Source organism: Pseudoxanthomonas suwonensis (assembly GCF_010093235.1).
GTDB classification, from domain to species: Bacteria; Pseudomonadota; Gammaproteobacteria; order Xanthomonadales; family Xanthomonadaceae; genus Pseudoxanthomonas; species Pseudoxanthomonas suwonensis.
On the sequence record NZ_PDWP01000037.1, the window covers coordinates 1 to 19,822 of the forward strand.

The 19,822-nt window shown below is 70.4% G+C and carries 13 protein-coding genes; 6 read left to right on the forward strand and 7 right to left on the reverse strand.

Features of this window, described 5'->3' with window-relative positions; translation table 11 throughout:
• Nucleotides 1–503: 503 nt before the first annotated feature.
• Both CSC68_RS14560 and CSC68_RS14565 read left to right on the forward strand, forming a co-directional pair.
• The gene (locus CSC68_RS14560) at nucleotides 504–1,733 is read left to right on the forward strand and encodes a reverse transcriptase family protein (RefSeq protein WP_162204331.1); all 1,230 of its coding nucleotides are present in this window, start codon (nucleotides 504–506) and stop codon (nucleotides 1,731–1,733) included.
• Nucleotides 1,726–2,535 carry a retron Ec48 family effector membrane protein gene (locus tag CSC68_RS14565; protein ID WP_162204332.1) on the forward strand — a complete coding sequence of 270 codons (810 nt, stop codon included), beginning with the start codon at nucleotides 1,726–1,728 and terminating at the stop codon, nucleotides 2,533–2,535. The genes CSC68_RS14560 and CSC68_RS14565 overlap by 8 nt, the downstream gene beginning before the upstream one ends.
• 96 nt (nucleotides 2,536–2,631) lie before the next feature.
• Here CSC68_RS14565 and CSC68_RS14570 read toward each other — a convergent pair whose 3' ends face one another.
• Together CSC68_RS14570 and CSC68_RS14575 are read right to left on the reverse strand one after the other, a co-directional pair.
• Complete coding sequence (locus CSC68_RS14570) at nucleotides 2,632–4,743, reverse strand: M13 family metallopeptidase (RefSeq protein ID WP_246193606.1); 2,112 nt, start codon at nucleotides 4,741–4,743, stop codon at nucleotides 2,632–2,634.
• Between the two features lie 124 nt (nucleotides 4,744–4,867).
• On the reverse strand, nucleotides 4,868–5,764 hold the full coding sequence (locus tag CSC68_RS14575) for a LysR family transcriptional regulator (protein ID WP_162204334.1): 897 nt from the start codon (nucleotides 5,762–5,764) through the stop codon (nucleotides 4,868–4,870).
• A 113-nt stretch (nucleotides 5,765–5,877) separates the two neighbouring features.
• Between CSC68_RS14575 and CSC68_RS16095 the strand changes: the two genes are divergently transcribed.
• Genes CSC68_RS16095 through CSC68_RS14590 form a run of 3 tightly spaced genes read left to right on the forward strand, consistent with a single transcriptional unit; the run spans nucleotide 5,878 to nucleotide 7,593 of the window.
• Nucleotides 5,878–6,312: an Atu4866 domain-containing protein gene (locus tag CSC68_RS16095; protein WP_170296357.1), complete on the forward strand. Its 435-nt coding sequence runs from the start codon at nucleotides 5,878–5,880 to the stop codon at nucleotides 6,310–6,312.
• Nucleotides 6,313–6,347: 35 nt separating this feature from the next.
• Nucleotides 6,348–7,085, forward strand: a complete 738-nt coding sequence (locus CSC68_RS14585) for an SDR family oxidoreductase (RefSeq protein ID WP_162204335.1) — start codon at nucleotides 6,348–6,350, stop codon at nucleotides 7,083–7,085.
• 22 nt (nucleotides 7,086–7,107) lie between these two features.
• Nucleotides 7,108–7,593, forward strand: coding sequence for a nuclear transport factor 2 family protein (locus CSC68_RS14590; protein WP_162204336.1), 486 nt, complete (start codon nucleotides 7,108–7,110; stop codon nucleotides 7,591–7,593).
• A gap of 11 nt (nucleotides 7,594–7,604) precedes the next feature.
• On the opposite strand, the gene CSC68_RS16065 is transcribed toward CSC68_RS14590, so the two are convergent.
• From CSC68_RS16065 to recC, 5 genes are all read right to left on the reverse strand, one after another.
• The gene (locus CSC68_RS16065) at nucleotides 7,605–7,727 is read right to left on the reverse strand and encodes a hypothetical protein (RefSeq protein WP_281353883.1); all 123 of its coding nucleotides are present in this window, start codon (nucleotides 7,725–7,727) and stop codon (nucleotides 7,605–7,607) included.
• Between the two features lie 209 nt (nucleotides 7,728–7,936).
• A complete protein-coding gene (locus CSC68_RS14595) occupies nucleotides 7,937–8,173 on the reverse strand; it encodes a hypothetical protein (RefSeq protein WP_162204337.1) in 237 nt (78 codons plus the stop codon).
• A gap of 262 nt (nucleotides 8,174–8,435) precedes the next feature.
• Entirely contained in the window at nucleotides 8,436–10,304 is a 1,869-nt protein-coding gene (recD, locus tag CSC68_RS14600; RefSeq protein ID WP_162204338.1) for an exodeoxyribonuclease V subunit alpha, read from the reverse strand.
• Nucleotides 10,301–13,924, reverse strand: coding sequence for a UvrD-helicase domain-containing protein (locus CSC68_RS14605; RefSeq protein ID WP_162204339.1), 3,624 nt, complete (start codon nucleotides 13,922–13,924; stop codon nucleotides 10,301–10,303). The genes recD and CSC68_RS14605 overlap by 4 nt, the downstream gene beginning before the upstream one ends.
• Nucleotides 13,921–17,325 carry an exodeoxyribonuclease V subunit gamma gene (recC, locus tag CSC68_RS14610; protein ID WP_162204340.1) on the reverse strand — a complete coding sequence of 1,135 codons (3,405 nt, stop codon included), beginning with the start codon at nucleotides 17,323–17,325 and terminating at the stop codon, nucleotides 13,921–13,923. Before recC ends, CSC68_RS14605 begins: the two co-directional genes overlap by 4 nt.
• Before the next feature lie 93 nt (nucleotides 17,326–17,418).
• On the opposite strand from recC, the gene CSC68_RS14615 reads away from it, so the two are divergent.
• Nucleotides 17,419–19,242 carry a Na/Pi cotransporter family protein gene (locus tag CSC68_RS14615; protein ID WP_162204341.1) on the forward strand — a complete coding sequence of 608 codons (1,824 nt, stop codon included), beginning with the start codon at nucleotides 17,419–17,421 and terminating at the stop codon, nucleotides 19,240–19,242.
• The last annotated feature ends 580 nt before the right edge of the window (nucleotides 19,243–19,822 follow it).

A 19,822-nucleotide genomic window follows, 5' to 3' on the forward strand; every position in this document is an offset into this window, starting at 1 on the left:
CCAGCTTCGGCTTCACGCAGGAAGCCGATGATCTGCTCTTCGGAAAAGCGCTTCTTCACGTCCAATCTCCGTCTGGTTGGGGATTGGACTCCAAATCGACCTGCTACTCAAAGATGGGGGGACGTCGCCGGAAGAACGATAACCGCGCGCCAAGCTCCATCATCACTACGGCGCTCCAGACTCGCCCAATCAACGCCAAGAGAACTAGCCGTGCCATAAGCCAGTTGCACGAGGAGCAGATTTCTCATATATACGAAGCCGCTCAAGCGAATCGCTTGACTAGTGCAGCCGAGGGAAAGGGGTTCAGTGCACGCGTGCCACGTTTCTCTAGTGGTGCGCGCTTAGCGAAGAGCTAGGCATAAGGGGAGCATGCGGTTTCGCCGCCCTCCATGAAGCCGGAGGTGCTCTTCCGAAGGTGGATCAAGCCAGCACGCGGCGGCAGTTGCTGAACCTTCCGGTGTATCTAGCGCTTGCGTGTAATAAAACCAGCCTGGCTGGTGGGCTTGATCCACACCTATTTTTCAGGGGCCGCTATGCTACCCGGAAAGGGTGTGCAAAAAATTGCGAGGCACTCGATAGGTTCCGTTAGATCCCTATGTCGAACACTTTCGATAGAGGAATCGGAGCTAGATGAGCTTTTAACCTGGCCAGCTGACGCAAGATTCAAGAAGAAGAAGATAGAGAAGTCTTCCGGCGGACATCGAACGGTGTTCGTTCCGAACTGGAAATTCCGCAGGATCCAGCGGAAAATAAATAAACGAATACTAGGAAATACAAAAATAATTCGCTGGCCAAAATACATATTTGGCTCTGTTCCAAGCTCCTCAGCAGATGCCGAAGAAGTAGTTGGTCGCGACTACATTGCCTGCGCCGCAGTTCACGCAGGGTCTAAAAGCATACTGAAGGTAGATATTTCAGATTTCTTTGACAACGTCGAACATGACGTTGTTAGTGACGTATTTGAGAAGTTCCTTAAGTATCCTCCAGAAGTAGTCGAAGCCCTTTGCAACGTTTGCTGCCTAAAAGGACGCCTTCCCCAAGGCGCACCAACTTCCAGTTACTTGGCCAATCTGGCTTTCTGGGACGTTGAACACCGACTTGTAAGAAGATTACATCAAAAGGGACTGCGCTACACTCGGTACGTGGACGACATTACGATTTCTTCACGAAAGCACGCGCAAGACTTTTCTCTTGCGCTTCGGCTCGTCGATGGAATGCTTATCGATAAAAACCTTAGCCGAAACGAGAAGAAGACTTTAACCCTCAGGTCAGGCATAAATCCCTTAGTAGTTCATGGGCTTGCAGTTGAGCACTCTGTGCCTAGGATGCCTGCACAGGAGTACAAGCGCATTCGCGCTTCAGTAAGAGCTCTTGAGAACTTCGTTACCGATCCCGGATTCCGGACATATAACGCATATCGGAGGATGTTTAATACCTGCCAAGGTCGGGTAAACAAACTTTCCCGCCTTAAACGCGTAGCCCACGCCTCTTACGTCAACCGGCTTCGGCGAATCCGACCCCTACCATCACATCGCGACTTAGCTTGGTGCAAGAAAGTAGCAGAACGCCTACTAGCACGCTTTAAGGTCCCGGGCGCGACTGATGGCTACTTCTTTAAGCGAGATCTTTTCAGGTTGAGAGAGCGGCTTAACTTGTTGCGTCGAACCTATTTACATGAGGCGGCGGAGCTGAAGAACCGCATCTCCCACATCAGGATTTTTAGCCATGAATAGTGGCTTTATTCTAAGTGGGAAAACCCTGAGTAATCTTTATAGAATCCAGCGATTGGTTATATTGGCCGGAGGGACCGCGGCCGTCCTACTGAAGCTCTTTCTTTTATTTTCTACCTTTGTAGTGATACTTGATGCCCGGGCGGAGGGACGCAGCTTCTGTCTTAGCAAAGACTGTCTTGACGAGGCAGGGAAACTATTCGCTGCGCCAGTAGAATCATTAACGCTTCTAGGGAACTTCCTCGTTGGCTTTGCGACCGTACTTAGCCTTGTGGTTGCATTGCGCGTCTACTTGACCAATGCAGCCCTAGTACAGCAAACGGCAGCGTCAGCAGAGCTCCAGGCAAAGTCACTAGAGAAGCAGGCCGAATCGTTGGCTCTACAGCTCCATGCGGCGCGATTCAAATCTTTCAGAGACTATGTGACAGACGAGATCGGCCGTTGTGCGCGGATCAATGTCTCTTCGGTAGATGTAACAACTTGGTACTACAAAATATTTACGAGCAACTACCAGAACGGAATTCAGGCCAACGAGCAGTACCTAGAGGCGATGAACAGAATCGCGCAAGCCATGAGGGATGCGGACGCGCGCCTCGGACCAGTAAAGAACAGATTTAACCACTACAAGCATCAGAGCCTGCTCATCCCCCTTTTCAAGGAAGTTGGCATTCACCTTAATTCCCTTCCCAGGCTTGATTACTTTCTAATTGAGGACGAGGTTGTCGGTTTGATTCATGCAGTCCACCGGGTGTTCGACATTCCTCAAGTGGATTTTGGAGAGAGGGTGTATAGGCAGGTCGGGTAGTGCCATCTGGAGGAATTACGCCCACGCCTTTGGGAACATGGAGACGTAGAGCGGACCCCCTTGAGGGGCCCGCTCTAAGGCGTCACGCGGATGCTTTCACCAGATCCGCACGCGGTCTTCCGGCTTGATGTAGAGCGGATCGCCTTCCTTGACGCCGAAGGCGTCGTACCAGGCGTCGATGTTGCGCAGCGGGGCGAAGGCGCGGATGTCGCCCGGCGAGTGCGAGTTGCTCACCAGCTGCTGGCGCAGCGCGCCGTCGCGCCACAGGGTGCGCCACACCTGGGCCCAACCCAGGAAGAAGCGCTGCTCGCCGGTGAAGCCGTCGATCACCGGCGCCGGCTTGCCGCCCAGCGAGCGGCGGTAGGCCTCCAGGGCGATGGTCAGGCCACCGAGGTCGCCGATGTTCTCGCCCATGGTCTGCTTGCCGTTGATGTGCAGGCCCGGCAGCTGCGGGAACTCGTAGGCCTCGTACTGCGCGCCCAGCTTCGCCGCCTGCGCCTCGAACTTGGCCGCGTCCTCGGCGGTCCACCAGTTGCGCAGCAGGCCGGCGCCATCGGACTTGCGGCCCTGGTCGTCGAAGCCGTGGATGATCTCGTGGCCGATCACGCCGCCGATGCCGCCGTAGTTCACCGCCGGATCGGCATCCGGGTCGAAGAACGGCGGCTGCAGGATCGCGGCCGGGAACACGATCTCGTTCTTGACCGAGTTGTAGTAGGCGTTGACGGTCTGCGGGGTCATGCCCCACTCGTCCTTGTCCACATTCTTGCCCAGGCGGGCGCGGCGGTAGTCCCACTCGAACTGCTGCGAGCGCAGCACGTTGCCGACGACGTCGCCGTTGGCGATGCGCAGGCCGCTGTAGTCGCGCCACTTCTCCGGATGGCCGATCTTCAGGCCGAAACCCTTGAGCTTGGCGTGGGCCTCGGCCTTGGTGGCCGGGCTCATCCACTCCAGCGCGTCCAGGCGCGCGCCCATGGCCGCCTTCACGTTGGCCACCAGCGCATCCATCTTGGCCTTGGCGTCGGCGGTGAAGTACAGCTTGACGTAGTCGCGGCCCACGGCCTCGCCGAGGGTGCCCTCGACCAGGGCCACGGCGCGCTTCCAGCGCTCGCGCTGCTCGAGCTGGCCGTTCATGAACTTGTCGCGGAACTCGAAGTGGGCGTTGGCGAAGCGCGACGACAGCAGCGGCGCGGCATCGTCGATGGCGTGGAACGCCTGCCAGGCCTGCAGGGTGGCGATGTCGGCGTCGGCGAAGATCTTCGCCAGCTTCGGGATCGCGGTGCTCTGGCGCACCACCGCGACGCTGCCATGGTCGACGCCGGCGGCCTTGAAGTACTCGGCCCAGGGGAAGCCGGGGGCGTAGGCGTCGAAGCGCTCGAACGGCACCGGGTTGTAGGTCTTGTCGCGGTCGCGGCTCTCGGCGCGGGTCCAGTGGGCCTCGGCGACCTTGGTCTCGAACGCCATCACCGCCCTGGCGGCGGCCTGAGGGTCGTTCCAGCCGCCCAGCTCCAGCAGCTGGGCGATGTAGGCGACGTAGCGCTCGCGCTGCGGCGCGAAGTTCTCGCGCAGGTACAGCTCGCGGTCGCCCAGGCCCAGGCCGGACTGGTTCATGTAGAGGGTGTAGTGCTCCGGGTCGCGCTGGTCGTCGGACACGCCCAGGCCGAACAGGGTCACGTTGAAGGTGTCGTGCGCGCCCATCAGGCGGGCCAGGTCCTCGTGCGTGCCGGCCTTTCGCACGCGCTCCAGCACCGGCTGCAGCGGGGCGGCATCGAGCGTCTCGATGGTCGCCTGGTCCATGAAGCCGTGGTAGACCGCGGCGATCTTGGCGGCGTCGCCGCCGGTGGCCGGATCGCCCAGCGCGTAGCTCTCCAGCAGCTTGTGCACGCGCGTCTCGGACAGGTCGCGCAGCGCGCGGAACGCGCCGTAGCTGGACTGGTCGGCCGGGATCTGGGTGGACCTGGCCCAGTTGCCGCTGGCGTAGGCGAAGAAGTCGACGCCCGGCTTCACGCTGGTGTCCATGCCGGCGGTATCGAAGCCCCAGGTGCCGAAGCGGGTGGCGGGGATCGCGGCGCCGCCGCCGGCGTCGTCGCTGGCGTACAGGAGCTGCATGGTGCAGGCGCTGTCCACGCAGGCGTGGGCGTCGTGGGCACTGGCGTGGGCCGCCAGGCCGAGGGCGACCAGGGTCGCGGCGGTGAGCAGGGTCTTCTTCAAGGCATTCTCCATTCGGGTTGCACGCGCGGATGCATCCCCGAGCATAGTTGCAAAGGACACCGGGTGAGGGTGCCTAAGGTTGGGGCCGGCGCCGGCCATGGCCCGGCATGCCCCGGCTGGCCGATCAGCCCCGTCCGTTGGAGGCGCGCACGTGCTCGACCAGCGCGCGCAGCTTCGGCGGCGTGTTGCGGCGGCCGGGGAAGTACAGGAAGAAGCCGGGGAATGGCGGCAGGTAGTCCTGCAGCAGCGGCACCAGCTCGCCGCGGTCGAGCCAGGGGCGGAAACAGGCCTCGATGCCGAAGGTGATGCCGCCGCCGGCCAGGGCGGCGCTGATCATCAGCGACAGGTCGTTGGTGGGGACCTGCGGCTCGACCTGCACGTCGAAGGGCCGTCCCTCCTCGACGAACTCCCATCGGTGCGGCGCGACTTCAGGGCGTCGGCGCCAGCCGATGCAGCGGTGCCCGACCAGCTCGCGCGGATGCGCCGGCGCGCCGCCGGCCGCGATGTAGGCCGGGGACGCCCCCGCCAGCTCGCGCTGCGGCCCGCCCAGCGGCACCGCGACCATGTCCTGCTCGATCACCTCGCCCAGGCGCACGCCCGCATCGAAGCCGGCGGCGACGATGTCGAACTCCTCGTCGGTCACGGTCACGTCCAGGGTGATGCCGGGGTAGGCCCGGGCGAACGAGGCCACCAGCGGCCCGGACAGGAACGGCTCGGCGATCGAGGTGGCGGCGATCCTCAGCAACCCGCGCGGCGTGTCGTCGCCCCCGGCTTCGTCCCACGCCGCCGAAAGCATGGACAGGGCGCCGGCCACCTGCCGGTGCAGGCGCTCGCCGGCTTCGGTCAGGCGCACGCTTCGGGTGGAGCGCTGCACCAGCGCCTGGCCGAGGCTGTCCTCGAGCTTGCGCACGCCCTGGCTGACCGCCGAGCGGGTGACGCCCAGGCGGTCGGCGGCGGCGCGGAAGTTGTGCGATTCGGCCACTGCCTTGAACAGGCGCAGCAGGTTCAGATCCAGCTCCACGGCACGCTCCGCACGGATTGGTTAGCCAGTCTAACCACTGCGTCCAGCAGAGAGGGAATTCCCTGGACAGCCAGGGGGGCCTAGGTTGGTTCCACCCCCGACGGAGAACCCCGATGGCCCGCTCCCCCTCCCCCGCTTTCCATCCCGTCCTCCCGACCGCGACCCTGCTGGCCGGAGCCATCGCCACCGGCGCGGCGCCCGCCGGCGTGCGCCCGCAGTCCGGACCCGCGCCCGGCGCCCCCGCCGGATCGGCATCGTCCACCGGCAGCCACGACGCCTCCGCACCTGTTTCGCACCCGTACGTGGGCATGTGGGTGACCGACGACGGCTACATCCGCCACGAGCTGCGCGCCGACGGACGCTACGACGAGGCCCGCGGCCACCGGCGCAGTGCCTACCAGGGGCGCTACACCCTCAGTGGCAACCACATCCACTACGTGGACGACACCGGCTTCACCGCCGACGGCGAGTTCATCAACGGCGTGCTGCACCACGGTGGCATGGTCCTGCGCCGCGCGCCGGCCACGCCGGCTGCAGAGGTCGACTGAGGCCCCCTTCCCTTCCCCACAACCGGAGTTTCCCGATGGACGACAGGATCCAGGGCAAGGTCGTGCTCATCACCGGCGCCAGCAGCGGCATCGGCCAGGCCACCGCACGCGTGCTCGCCGCCCGCGGCGCGCACGTGGTGCCGGGCGCGCGCCGCCTGGAGCGCCTGCAGCAACTGGTGGAGGCGATCCGCGCCGACGGCGGGACCGCAAGCGCCTGCGCGCTGGACGTGACCGACCGCGCCAGCGTGCAGGCCTTCGCCGACCACGCATTGCAGCGGTTCGGGCGCATCGACGTGATCGTCAACAACGCCGGGATCATGCCGCTGGCGCCGATGTCGGCGCTGAAGGTCGACGAATGGGACGCCATGCTCGACGTCAACGTGCGCGGGGTCCTGCATGGCATCGCCGCGGTACTCCCGACCATGCAGGCCCAGGGCAGCGGCCATGTCATCAACGTCTCCTCCATCGGCGGGCTGTACGCGATGCCCACGGCGGCGGTGTACTGCGCGACCAAGTTCGCGGTGCGCGCGATCTCCGACGGCCTGCGCCGGGAGAACGACCGCATCCGCGTCACCTGCGTCTACCCGGGCGTGGTGGAATCGGAGCTTGCATCGGCCATCACCCACGAGGACACGGCCGCGGCCATCGCCGAGTTCCGCAAGGTGGCGCTCAAGCCGGAGGCGATCGCCAACGCCATCGCCCACGCCATCGGCCAGCCGGACGACGTGGACACCAGCGACATCGTGGTGCGCCCGGTCGCGCATCCGGCCTGACGCCCCATGAAGGAGGAATGCCATGCACGTCCGTCCCCTGCCCTGGCGCCTGGCTGCCTGCTGCGCGCTTGTCCTGGCGCTGGCGCTGCCGCCGTTGGCAACCGCCACACCGTCGGCGGGCACCGCCGGCAACGCCGCGCTGGTGCGCGAGGCCTTCGCGGCCTGGCGCGCCGGCCGTGGCAGCGTCTTCGACCTGCTCCACGAGGACGTGGTGTGGACCGTGGCCGGCAACAGCCCGGTATCGGGCGTCTACCACTCGCGCGCCGACTTCCTGGAACGGGCGGTCGCGCCGATCAGCGCCCGCCTGGCCACGCCGATCGTGCCTACCGTCGAGCATGTGCTGGCGCAGGACGACGCGGTCGTCGTGGTCTGGTCCGGCGAGGCCACCGCCCGCGACGGCCAGCCCTACCGCAACCGCTATGCCTGGCACATGCAGCTGCGCGACGGGCGCATCGTGCGCGTGGTGGCCTTCCTCGATACCTGGGCGCTGGCGGAGCTGATGCGCTGAGCAGGCGCGCGCTACCAGATCACCAGGTAGCGCACCCGCCGGCAGCAGCGGCAGCGCATGCCGCCATCGCGGGTGGGCCGGTCGTAGCGATGGAAGCCCAGGAGGCAGAGGAGCGACGAGATCAGGTGCGGCATGGCTGTTTCCCCTGACGCGCACCGCGGTCCTCCAGCCGTCCCAAGTTCCGCAACTGGGACGTGGAAGCCGCTGCGTGTGTGACGAGCATCGCGCTATTGCGGCGCCAAGGGTATCGGTTTTTTCTTAATTTTCACCGCGCGCATACATCCGCCCGTCCGCCCCCGGGCGGCCCGACGGGCCGGGTGCCAGGGCGCTCCGGCCCGTCGGGCTACGGATCGAGCGATTCCCGGGCCGAGTAGTCATCGCGCACGAACCGGTTGATATAGGTATTCAGCCCGTCGCCTGCCTCGGCCAGGCGCTGCATCTCCAGCACGTGGTCGACGCCGGGATGGCGCGCGTCATAACGGTAGGTGCCACCGCGGCGGAAGCGGACCTCGATCCAGTCCGGTCCGCATTCGTAGGCCACGATGCCCGAATCCCCGTCGCTGCCCCGGTATGGCTGCATGGCCCTGCCCTCGCGTCCGCCCGTCCAACAGGCATGCCAGCATGGGGCGCGTGCAGGGCGCATCAGGACTCGCCGGGGCGCGCACGTCCTCCCGGCGACATGCAGGTCTGCCACGACGGCGTCGCTCTCGGAGGAACGATGCATGGGATCATGTTGCCTTGCGCGGGCCCCGTGCCGGGCCTGCCGCTGGCCGAAGCGGCAGCCCTGCCAGCCTGGTCCCCGGCGGTGCGCTGGGGCTGCTGCCTGGCCTATCCTGCCGCGTTCAGCCTTCCGCGCCGAGTCGCCAGGCCAGGCCCGAGGTGCGGCTGACATGCCGCGACAGCGCAGTGGCCAGGATCGCCGGATCGGCGCACAGGTGCAGCGCATCGCGGGCGCGGGTCAGGCCGGTGTAGACCAGTTCGCGCGAAAGCACGCGGCTGTCCCTGGCCGGCAGCACCAGCCACACCTCGTCGAACTCCGAGCCCTGCGCCTTGTGCACGGTCATGGCGAACGCGCTGTCGTGGGCGGGCAGGGTGGCCGGATGGAACGCGCGCGGCGCGTCGGCCGTCTCGCCGGGGAACCACGCCACCAGCTGGCCGCGCTCGTCGCGCAGGCAGATGCCGATGTCGCCGTTGAACAGGCGGTGGCGGTAGTTGTTCTCGGTGACCAGCAGCAGGCGGCCGTGGAAGAAGCCGTCGCTGCGGCTACGCGGCTGGTGCTGGGCCAGGCGTTCGGCCAGCAGGGCCTCGATCCGCGCGTTAAGCCCGCGCGCGCCCTGCGCGCCTTCGCGCACCGCGGTGAGGATGCGCATGCGCCCGGCCAGGGCCAGCGCGGCGGCGGGCGAGGGCGCCTCGGCCAGCGCGGTCCAGTGGGCGAGGAAATGGTCGCGGCGCGACGGATCCTGCAGCAGCTCGCCGGCATCGGGGTGGTAGTGCACGCCATCGAGCCTGCCGTCGCGCAGCAGCTCGAGGGCATGCGCGCCATCGCCGGTGCGCACCGCCGCGGCCAGCGGCGCCAGGTCCAGCGCGGCCGACTGGCGCCAGCCGCGCACCAGGTGCACGTGGCGGGCGGGGAAGGGCGCCGCTTCGTCCGGCGCGGTCGCCGATGCCTCGACCTCGCCCAGCAGCGGCTGCAGCGCGCGCGCATCGGAGGCGGACAGATGCAGGCCGTCGCCGGCTGCGGCGAGGATGCCACTGAGCACGTCGCCGGCTTCCACCGAAGGCAGCTGGTCCGGATCGCCCAGCAGCACCAGGCGCGCGCCATCGGGCACGGCCTCGACCAGCTTGGCCATCAGCGGCAGGTCGATCATCGAGGCCTCGTCCACGACGACGACGTCCACTTCCAGTGGATTGCCGGCGTGGTGGCGGAAGCCGGGCGAGTCGGGAATCGTGCCCAGCAGGCGGTGCAGGGTGCGGCCGCCGGTGGCCAGCGGCGCCAGCAGTTCCGGCGCGATGCCTTCGGCCGCCAGTAGCTGCGCGGCGCGGCGCAGGCTCTCGGCCATGCGCTCGGCGGCACGGCCGGTGGGGGCGGCCAGGGCGATGCGCGGCGCCGGCTGGCCGGCGGCCGCGGCGCGCGCGGCCAGCAGCACCAGCAGGCGCGCGATGGTGGTGGTCTTGCCGGTGCCGGGGCCGCCGGTGACCAGCAGTAGGCGGTGGAGCAGGGCGACCGCGGCCGCGCGCGCCTGGCGGTCGCCGCCCCCGGCCGCCTGCGGGAACAGGCGCGTGAACAGCGGCGCCAGCGCGTCGATGCCTTCGGCTTCGTCCGCGCCGCTGCCGATCCGGTGCAGGCCGGCGGCCAGGCGGCGTTCGTACTCGCGGTAGCGGCGCAGGTAGAGCAGGCCGTGCTCCAGCACCAGCGGCGTGTCGCCCGGGGTTTCCGCGTCGCCCGCAGCGGGACAGGCCACCCAGCGGGAGGCCGCGAGCGCGGCCTGCCACTGCGCCGGATCGGGCCAGTCCAGGTCCAGCTCGACCAGGTCGCGCGGGCGGTCGATACGGAAGCCGGCGTGGCCGGCCGCTACCGCCAGCGAGGCCAGGGCGGCAGCGAGGACGACCTCGTCCGTCGTCTGCGGATCGAGCCGGCGCAGGCCCAGCGCCAGCGCATGGTCCAGCGTGCGCAGCACGCCTTCGCGGCGCAGAGTCTCCAGCCGCCTCACGCCGCCACCTCCGCCGGCTCGCGGCCGGCGAACAGCGCATCCACCGCCTCCACCAGCGCCGGCTCGAAGCGCCAGGCCTGCACGCCGGGGCGCACGCCGTCCTGCGGCGCGGCAGTGGCGTCCAGGCCACGGCAGAACAGGTAGCGCACGCCGCCGAAATCGCGCGCGTAGTCGTAGGCGCCGCCCAGGCGGAAACGCAGCCAGCGGTGCAGGGCGACGGTGTAGATCAGCGCCTGCAGCGGGTACTCGCTGTGCTCCATGGCCTCGGCCATCTGCGCCGGGCCGTAGCCACGCAGGCGGTTGGACTTGTAGTCGAGCACGTACCAGCGTCCGTCGTGCAGGTAGGTCAGGTCGATCAGGCCGGTCATCAGGCCTTCCAGCCGGCGCCGCCCGCCGAAGCCACTGCGCCCGCGCAGCAGGCCGTGGCGGTGGAGCAGGGCGAGCAGGCGCTCGGTGCGGGTCGGGGCGAGGGCGAACTGGAACTCGATCTCCGCCCGGCGCTGCGCCGGCGGCAGCTCGGCCAGGCGCACGCCCTCGGGCAGCGGCACGGTCAGGGTGTGGCCGGCCAGTGCGGTCAGCAGGGCGATGCCATCGGCGATCTCGTCGGCCGCGTAGCCGCCGCTGCCAAGCGCGGCGGCAATGCGCTCGCGTTCGGAAGCCGGCGCTTCGTCGCCGGGGCGCCAGTCGCGCCAGGCGCCGAAGTCGGCGTGCTCGAGCACGTCGTGCAGCACCACGCCGAAGCGGGAACCGCCGAAGCGCGGATCGTAGGCCTCATCGGCCGGCGCCTCGGCTTCGGGTGCCGCGGGCTCGTCGCGGCCGCCCGGCGCCGGCTGGGTCGCGGCACTGGATGTATCGCCCGCGCCGTCGGCATTGGCCAGCTGGGTGAAGCTGTAGACCCACCAGTCGCTGGCCAGCGCGCGCGTGGCTTCGCGGGCCGGCGGCACCGCATCCCCGGCCTCGGCCGGCAGCCACGGCAGCTGCGCCGGCGGCACGCGCCGATCGAGCACGATGGCGCCGGGCGCGACCGCGGCCAGCGCCGCCGGATCGGACACCATCGGCCACAGCGCGGTCTTCTCGTGGTTGTAGAACCCGCCGGTGGCCAGCCACAGCGCATCGCGCGCGCGGGTCAGGCCGACGTAGAGCAGGCGCGCATCCTCGGCGGCCTCGCCGTCCTTCCATGCCTTCGCCGCCGCATCCCAGCCACTGCTGGCAGCCTGCAGCTTCCAATGCAGCACCGGCTGGCCGTCGGCGGGATCGAGCGCCACGACGCAGCGACCCGGATCGCGCGGCTTGCCACCAATGCCCACGAACGGCAGGAACACCAGCGGGTATTCCAGGCCCTTGCTCTTGTGCAGGGTCACGATCTGGACCCGGTGCGCGTCCGACTCCAGGCGCAGCAGCTGGTTCTCGTCGTCGCTGCTGGCCTGGGCGATGGCGCGCTCCAGCCAGTCGACCAGGCCGTGCAGGCCGAGGGCCTGGCGGCGCGCCTCCTGCAGGTGTTCGGCCAGCTGCAGGTAGTTGGTCAGGCGGCGCTCGCCGTCGACCAGGGCCAGCAGCCGGGTGGCCTGCTGCGCGCACAGCCCGCCCAGCAGGGCCAGCGGGCCGCCGTGGTCCAGGCGCTCGCGCCATTCCAGCGCGGTGGCGCGCCACTGGCGCATGGCCTCGCCATCGGCATCCAGGCCGGCGACCTGGTGCGCGTCCTGGCCGACCAGCACCGTGGCCAGCGCGGCGCGCAGGCGGCCGTCGTCGTCGCCATGCAGCAGCGCCTGCAGCAGGGCCAGCAGTTCGTGCGCCTCGTTGGTGCAGAACAGGCTCAGGTTGCCGGCGGCCACCGCGGGAATGCCGACTTTCGCCAGGGCCTGGCGGATCTGCGTCGCCTCGTGGTGCTTGCGCCCCAGCACGGCGATATCACCCGGGCGCACCGGGCGACCGGCGATCTTCGCCTTGCCCGCACGGGCCTGGCTGAGCACCTCGTGGATCGCGGCCACGCAGGCCGCGGTGGCCAGCTCGCGCGAGCGTCCCGCCGGCCAGGGCTTCTGCTTGCCATTGGGGTCGGCGGGTGGCGGCGGTGCCCGCCACAGGGGCAGCGCCGGCGCCGGCTCGCCATCACGCAGGAAGTCGTCATCGCCGCGCGGGCCCCCGGGCTGCACCGGATGGAACGCGATGCGCGGATCGACGAAGGCCTGGTCGCCGGCCTGCGCGTACAGCGCCGCGACCGCCGCCAGCACCGCGGGCCGCGAGCGGAAGTTGTGCGCCAGCGGCGGCGCGGCCTCGGCGGTGGCGCAGGCGGCCAGGTAGGTCTCCACGTCGCCGCCGCGGAAGCGGTAGATCGCCTGCTTGGGATCGCCGATCAGGAACAGCGCCGGATCGTCGCTGCCGGCGCCGAACACGCGGTCGAAGATGCGCCACTGGCGCGGGTCGGTGTCCTGGAACTCGTCGACCAGGGCGATGGCGTACTGCTCGCGCAGGCGCCGGGCCAGGGCATCCGCGTGCGGGCCATCGAGCGCGGCGGCGACATCGTCGATCAGGTCGTCGTAGGTCTGCACCCGCAGCTGGCGCTTGAGCGTGGCCATCCTGCGCCGCGCGTCCCCGCGCAGGCGGTGCAGCAGGGCCACGCGGCGCGCCTCGCGGAAGGCCTCGACCGCGGCCAGCGCCTCGGCGTAGGCCTGCACCGCGTCGCACAGCGGCGAGTCGGGCGTCTTCCCGGCGCCGGCCTTGCTGGTGCACTTGAGCAGGGTGGCGCGGTGCAGCTGCGCCAGCTTGGGATGGTCGAACGGCACCTCGCTGCGTCCGGCGCGGCACCAGCGCTGCAACTGGTCGAACAGCTCGCCGATCCACGCGGCCCTGTAGCTGTTGCCGTTGAGCACCTTGGCTTCGACCGCGGCCAGCAGCGCGGTGCGCAGCGCGTCGCCGTGGGCCAGGCCCGCTTCGACCAGGGCGCGCGCGGCGGCATCGAGCCGGGGCTGCGGATCCTGCGGCGGCATGTCCGCCGGCTGCGGCCGCAGCCGTGGCTGGCGCACCAGGGCAGGCAGGTCCGCGGCCAGCGCCTGCGGTCCGCCGGGCCACAACGCCTCCAGGTCGGCCACGCCTTCGGCATCGCGGGCGTGGGCGCGCCACAGGTCGGCGGCCACGGCCTCGCGCAGGGCCAGGTCGTTGCCCAGCAGCTCCGGTGGATCGAAGCCCTGGCCGCTTTCCAGCGCGTGCTCGCGCAGCACGCGCGCGCAGAAGCCGTGGATGGTGAACACCGCGGCCTGGTCGATGCCGTCGGCGGCCGCGCGCAGGCGCCGCGCCACCGCGTCGGCCGGCTCGCCGCTGGCGGACAGGTGCGCCTGCAGCAGGCGTGCGGTCAGTTCCGCGTCGGGCGAGCCATCGCCCGGCACGATGCCGGCGGCGACGTCCGCGGCCAGCACCAGGCGCCGGCGCACGCGGGCGCGCAGCTCCTGGGTGGCCGCTTCGGTGAAGGTCACGGCGAGGATGCGTTCCACCGGCAGCGCGCGTTCCAGCACCAGGCGCACCACCAGGGTGGCCAGGGTGAAGGTCTTGCCGGTGCCGGCGGAGGCCTCGATCGAGCGTACGCCGCGCAGGTCGAGGCCGAGGAAGGCGTCCTGGGTGGCGCTCATGCGGCGTCCTCCACGTCATGCTCGCCGGCCAGGCCCTGCAGGATCTCCGGATCCACCGGCGGGACCACGCGCGCTTCGGCCACGGCGGCGTAGACCGTGTTGGCCGCATCGACGAATCGCTGCAGCAGCTGCGGATCGGCGAACGGGTCGCGTCCGCGCAGGGCCAGGCGCACTGCCGCGTCCTCGCCCTCGGCGAAGCCCTGGCCGTTGCCATGCCAGCGCGCGCGGGCCCTGGGCACGCTGCGCGCGTAGTCGTCCGCTCCGGCATGGATTTCCCACCCGCTGTAGGGCATGAACGGCAGCGGCGCGGCCAGGCCCCCGGCACGCAGCTCCAGCAGCCGCGCCAGCGCGGCGCGCGCCTGCACCACCGGCACCGGCGCGGTCACGAACGGGCCGAAGCCGTTGCCATCCTCGGCCTCGTGGAAGCGCACCAGCGGCAGCGCATGGCCCGCGGCACAGGCCAGCAGCCAGTCCAGGCCGCCGCGTATCGCCGCCGGCCCGTTGGGCTTGCCGAAGCGCAGGCGGGCGATGCCTTCCGGGGAGACCTCGCCGATGCGGCCGTGCCCCCGCACACCGCCGATTTCCACGTCCAGCGCCAGGGTCTGCGGCGAGGCATCGCCGCGCCAGCCGGCGAAGGCCTCGCGCCACGGCTCAAGCGCGCGCAGCTGGCGCTGCAGGACGCTGCGCCCCGGGGCGCCGGATGGCAGCAGGCCGCGGGCGCGCAGCAGGGCATGCGCCGCCTGCTCGTCCTGTCCGTGCAGCAGCACGTCGAATACCGCGCGCTGCAGGCGGCTGCGCTCCAGCGGCTCGCCGGGCGCGGCCAGCGGCTCGATGTCCTCGCCGCGCGCCTCCACTTCCGGCAGGCGCACGCGCATGCGGCGCAGGAACTCGCGCGAGGGATTGAGCAGGAAGCGGCGCAGCGATTCCAGCGGCAACGCCGTGGCCAGGTCGATGTCGTCGGCGTCCGCTGGCGGCGGCAGGGCATGGCCATCGAACCACGGCGCCAGCGCGCTGCGTTGGGCCGACGGCTGCGCCGCCGCATCGCGCCAGGCGCGGCGATAGGAGAACCGGCGGGGCTCGCCGCCGGCGCCGAAGGCCTCCGGCGAGAACGGCTGCAGCGGATGCCGCACCACCAGCTCTGCGGCGATCTTCGGGATGTCCCCCGGCGCATGCGCATGCTGCGCGGCGGCCGCCTCGAGCAGCTCGGACACCAGCACCGAGGGTTCACGCTCGCTGCCGTCGCGCGGGTCCGCGCCGATCCAGCTGACGTAGAAGACGTCCTGCGCCGCGGCCAGCAGCTGCAGGAACAGGAAGCGGTCGTCCTCGCGGGTGGAGCGGTCACCGACCCGGCGCTTCTCCGTGCCCAGCTCGGCAGTCAGGCGGTTGAGCCCGGCCGCCGGATCGCGGCGCGGGAACTCGCCATCGTTCATGCCCAGCACGCAGATCACCCGGAACGGCAACAGCCGCATCGGCACCATGCGCGCCACGCTGACGCCGCCGGTCAGCAGCGGGGCGCGGGTGTCGGCCTCCGACAGCGCGGCGGCGAAATGCGCGCGCACCGCCTCGGCCGGCACCGGCGCGACGAAGCCGGCGCGGCGCGCGTTGGCGGCGAAGGCGTCCACCAGGCTGCGCAGGCGGTCCAGCGCACGCTGCGCCGAGGGGCTTGAGGGCGGCTTCGGCAGCAGGGCGGCGAGCAGGTCGAGCAGGCGTTCGCGCCACTGCGCCGGCGGCATCGCCTCGGCCAGCATGCCGGCGTTGCGCGCCAGCACCCGCAGCAGGCGCACCAGGGTGTCCAGCGCGTCCAGCGCGCTGCCTTCCAGGTCCGGCAGCGGCGCGACCACGCGGCCGTCGTCGAGCACGATCGGCGCATCGCTGCCGGAAGCGTGGCCCAGCAGCAGGCGGTCCAGGGCGAAGGCCCAGGTGTAGGCGTCGTCCTCCGGCGCATCCAGGCGCGCACGGTGGGCGGCGTCGATGCCCCAGCGCGCGCCGGCCGCCTCCAGCCAGACGCGCAGGCGGTCCAGGGCCGGCGCGTCCAGGCCGTTGGCCCCGGCCACCGCGGGACTGGCCAGCAGGTCCAGCACCTCGTGCAGGCCGAAGCGCGACACCGGCAGCCCCAGCAGGCGCAGGAACACCCCCGCCAGCGGCTCATTGGCCAGCGGACTGGCGTCGGCCAGGGCGTAGGGGATGGCTTCGGGCTCGCCGCGGCGGCCGAAGACCGGTTCCAGGTAGGGCAGGTAGGGATCGATGTCCGGCGCCAGCACCGCGACCTCGCGCGGCTGCAGCGGCGGATCGAAGCGCGGATCGTCGAACAGCCCGCGCAGCTGGTCGGCCAGCACCTGCAGTTCGCGCAGGCGGGTGTGGCAGGCGTGCAGCTGCAGGCTGGGATCGGTGCGGTCGATGTTCTCCCGCAACGGTGCGGCGGGTACGGGCCGGCGGTGGTAGACGTCGGCCTGCAGGCGGCGCAGCAGGCTGTCCCGCAGGGCGCCGCCGCCTTCTCCCGGGTCGGCGTGGACGTTGAACTCGGCCGAGGCGTGGACCAGCTCGTAGCCGCCGACCAGCTGCATGAAATCCGCGCCGGCCGCGCCCCAGCGCTGCAGCAGCGGGTTCTCGCCGGATTCGCCGCGCGGCTCGCCGCGGCGCAGGCGCTGCAGGGCGCCCCAGTAGTCGGCCACCGGCGAAGGCACGAACAGGTGCAGCGCGCCGACCCGCGCCTGGGTGGCGATCACCCGCAGCACGTCGGGCGAGACGTTGAGCGTGGCGAAGGCCGACAGCCGCGGCGGCAGGCCCTGCGGCAGCGGTCCGTCCAGCGGCTCGAACCGCTCCAGGTACTGCTGGATGCGGCGCGCGCGATGCGAGCGGCCGCTGGCCACGCGCCGCCAGAGGATGGCCTGCGGATCGTCCGGATCGGCCCCGGCCTCCCAGCGCAGCAGCCATTCGCGGCGCCAGGCCTGGTACTTGTTGAAGACGTTGGCCAGCTCGCCGGCCAGGGCCCAGGCGCGCAGCGGATCGGGCCCGTCCACGTGCGCGGCGATCTGCGCCAGCGCCGGCTGCTGCAGCAGGGCGCGGTCGCCCAGCGCCGCGTACAGGTGCCAGTGCAGGGTCTCCAGGTCCAGCTCGTCGTCGCCCGGCCCGCCGGGCAGGTTGGCGGCCAGGGCCTGGCCGACGAACTCGCCCGGGGTCAGGAATTCGATGTTGGCGGCCACGCCATGCTCGGCGGCGAGGGTGGCCTGCAGCCAGCGGCGCATCGCCACCTGCGGGATCAGCACGATCTCCGGCGCCAGCAGGGACTGCCCGGGCGCCGGCTCGCGCAGCACCCGGGCAAGGATCCCGGCGAGGATTTCCAGCGAATTGGAGTGGTACAGCCGGAAGTCGTGCTGGGCGGCGGAACGGGGCTCGGGCATCGCGCCATCTTGCCGCAGCGGCATCGCAACAGGCGAGACGCGCGTGCGCACTGGCTAGAATCGCCCCACGCGGATGGCCGCAAGGGGGAATGGATGCGCGCGATGCGGCTGCCGCCGCTGCTGGGAACCTTGTTCGCACTGTCGCTGGCGGTGCTGCTGGGCTGGAGCTTCTGGCGCAGCGCCGGCTGGCTGCAGCTGTGCGCGGGCCTGGCGCTGTTCCTGTTCGGCATGCAGTGCCTGGAGGAAGGGCTGCGCCAGCTGGCCGGCGGCGGCCTGGAGCGGCTGCTGGCGCGCAGCACCGGCACGCCGGTGCGCGGCCTGCTGTTCGGCATGGGCGGCACCGCGCTGCTGCAGTCGACCACCCTGGTCTCGCTGCTGACCATCGCCTTCATCGGCTCGGGGCTGATCCAGCTGGCCGGCGGCATCTCGGTGATCCTGGGCGCCAACCTCGGCGCGACCAGCGGCATCTGGCTGCTGGCCCTGGCCGGGCAGGACCTCAGCCTGTCGCCGCTGGCGCTGCCGCTGCTGGTGTTCGGCGTGCTCGGCGGCTTCACCGGCGCGAAGGGCAAGGCCGCAGGCCGGGTGGTGCTGGGCGTGGCCTTCATCTTCCTGGGCATCGACCAGCTCAAGCTGGGTTTCGACCAGTCCGGTGCCGGCCTGGACCTGGCCTCGGTGGAGGGCAGCGGCGTGGCCGGGACGGCGCTGTTCGTGCTGGCCGGACTGGCGGTGACCGTGGTCCTGCAGTCCAGCCACGCCACCCTGATGCTGACCCTGGCCGCGCTGGGTGGCGGCCAGCTGCAGCTGGAGCAGGGCCTGGCCATCGCGGTGGGCTCGAACGTGGGCAGCAGCGTCAGCACCGCCTTCGTCGGCATGCTCGGCGGCAACCGCAGCGGCCAGCGCCTGGCCCTGGCGCACGCGCTGTTCAACATCGTCACCGCGACCGCGGCGCTGGTCCTGCTGGCGCCGCTGACCTGGCTGGTCAGGACGGTCGCCGGCATCGCCGGCTTCGGCGGCAACCCGCTGCTGCAGCTGGCCCTGTTCCATACCCTGTTCAACGCCGGCGGCGTGGCCCTGTTCTGGCCCTGGCAGCGGCAGCTGGAGGCCCGGCTGGTGCGCTGGCTGCCGGACCGCCCCGATCCGGCGATGCCCGAGGCGCACGAAGCGGACGCGGCGATCGAGCGCGTGCATGCGCGTCACCTCAGCGGCCCGGCGCTGGAATCGGTGGATGCGGCCGCGGCGGCGGTGGCGCTGGAACTGCGCCACCTGGGCCAGCTGTGCATGGAAGTGATCTGCCAGGCGCTGTGCCTGCCGGCGCGTGGGCTGGCGGAAGCGGAGACCGACCCGGCGCTGCTGGACGGTTCCTGCGCGCCATCGCCGGCGGTGGATGCCGGGCAGCTGTACCAGCAGCGGGTCAAGGGCGTGTACGGCGACCTGCTGGCGTTCATGAGCCGACTGGAGCTGCCGCTGGACGAGGAGCACCAGCGCTTCTGGTCCGGCAGCCAGCTGGCGGCGATGCAGATGGTCAACGCGGTCAAGGGCGCCCAGCACCTGCAGAAGAACCTGCAGCGGCGCCTGGCCGGACCCGATGGCCCGGTGCGCGCCGCCTACCTGGACCTGCGTGCCTGGCTGTTCGGGCAGCTGCGGGCGCTGCATGCCCTGCACGGGCAGGACGACCCCGAGGTGCTGGCCGCGGAGCTGGCGCGACTGGATGCGGAGGCGGAGGCTTTCCACGCCCGCTTCCGCCAGCAGCTGTTCGCGCAGGTCCGCGCGGGTGCGATCGGCGGCCTGGAGGCCGGCTCGCTGCTCAACGACCAGGGCTATGCGGACCAGGTCTACCGCCAGCTGCGGCACCTGTTCGATCGCGCCGGCGAGCCGGGTTCGCTGCAGCAGCTGCGGCAGCTGTCGACCGTCGCCTGAGCGGCGTCGGCGTGGATCGGCAGCGGCCCGGTTGGCGCGCCAAAGCATGCGGAATGGCATGGTCCGGCCCACGATCGGGACAATTCCTGTACTGATCGGTTCAATCGATAGGTTAAGATTCAGTCTTCTCGACGCAAGATGCGCCGGTTTGTGCTTCCCCCCAATCCGCGAAGGAAACGCACCCCGCAATGCCTGCCCCCGCCGCCAACGCCGTCGTCCTGCAGGGAGTCCGCCTCGATCGCGGCGGGCGCACGATCCTGCGCGACCTGGACCTGGCGGGTTCCCCCCGGAGCATCACCGCCGCGCTCCGGCCCCCCGGGCCCCGGCAGTCCCCCCCGCTCGCGGCGCCGACCGGCGAGCCGGGGGCGGCGGCCCGGAGGGGGCGGGGGGTTGACCGCCCCGGGCCCCCCGGCGCGCCGGGGCTGCTGGGGGTGCGCAAAGGGCACCGGGGGGGGCTGGCGGGGGAAGCGGAATCGCCTTCCTCCCCCCTGCGTGCCGGTGGCGGTTTGCGGGGGCCCAAGGGTCCCCACTACGTCTTGGTTGCTGGGAACTCCGCCTGGAAAGCTCCCCCTACAGACAG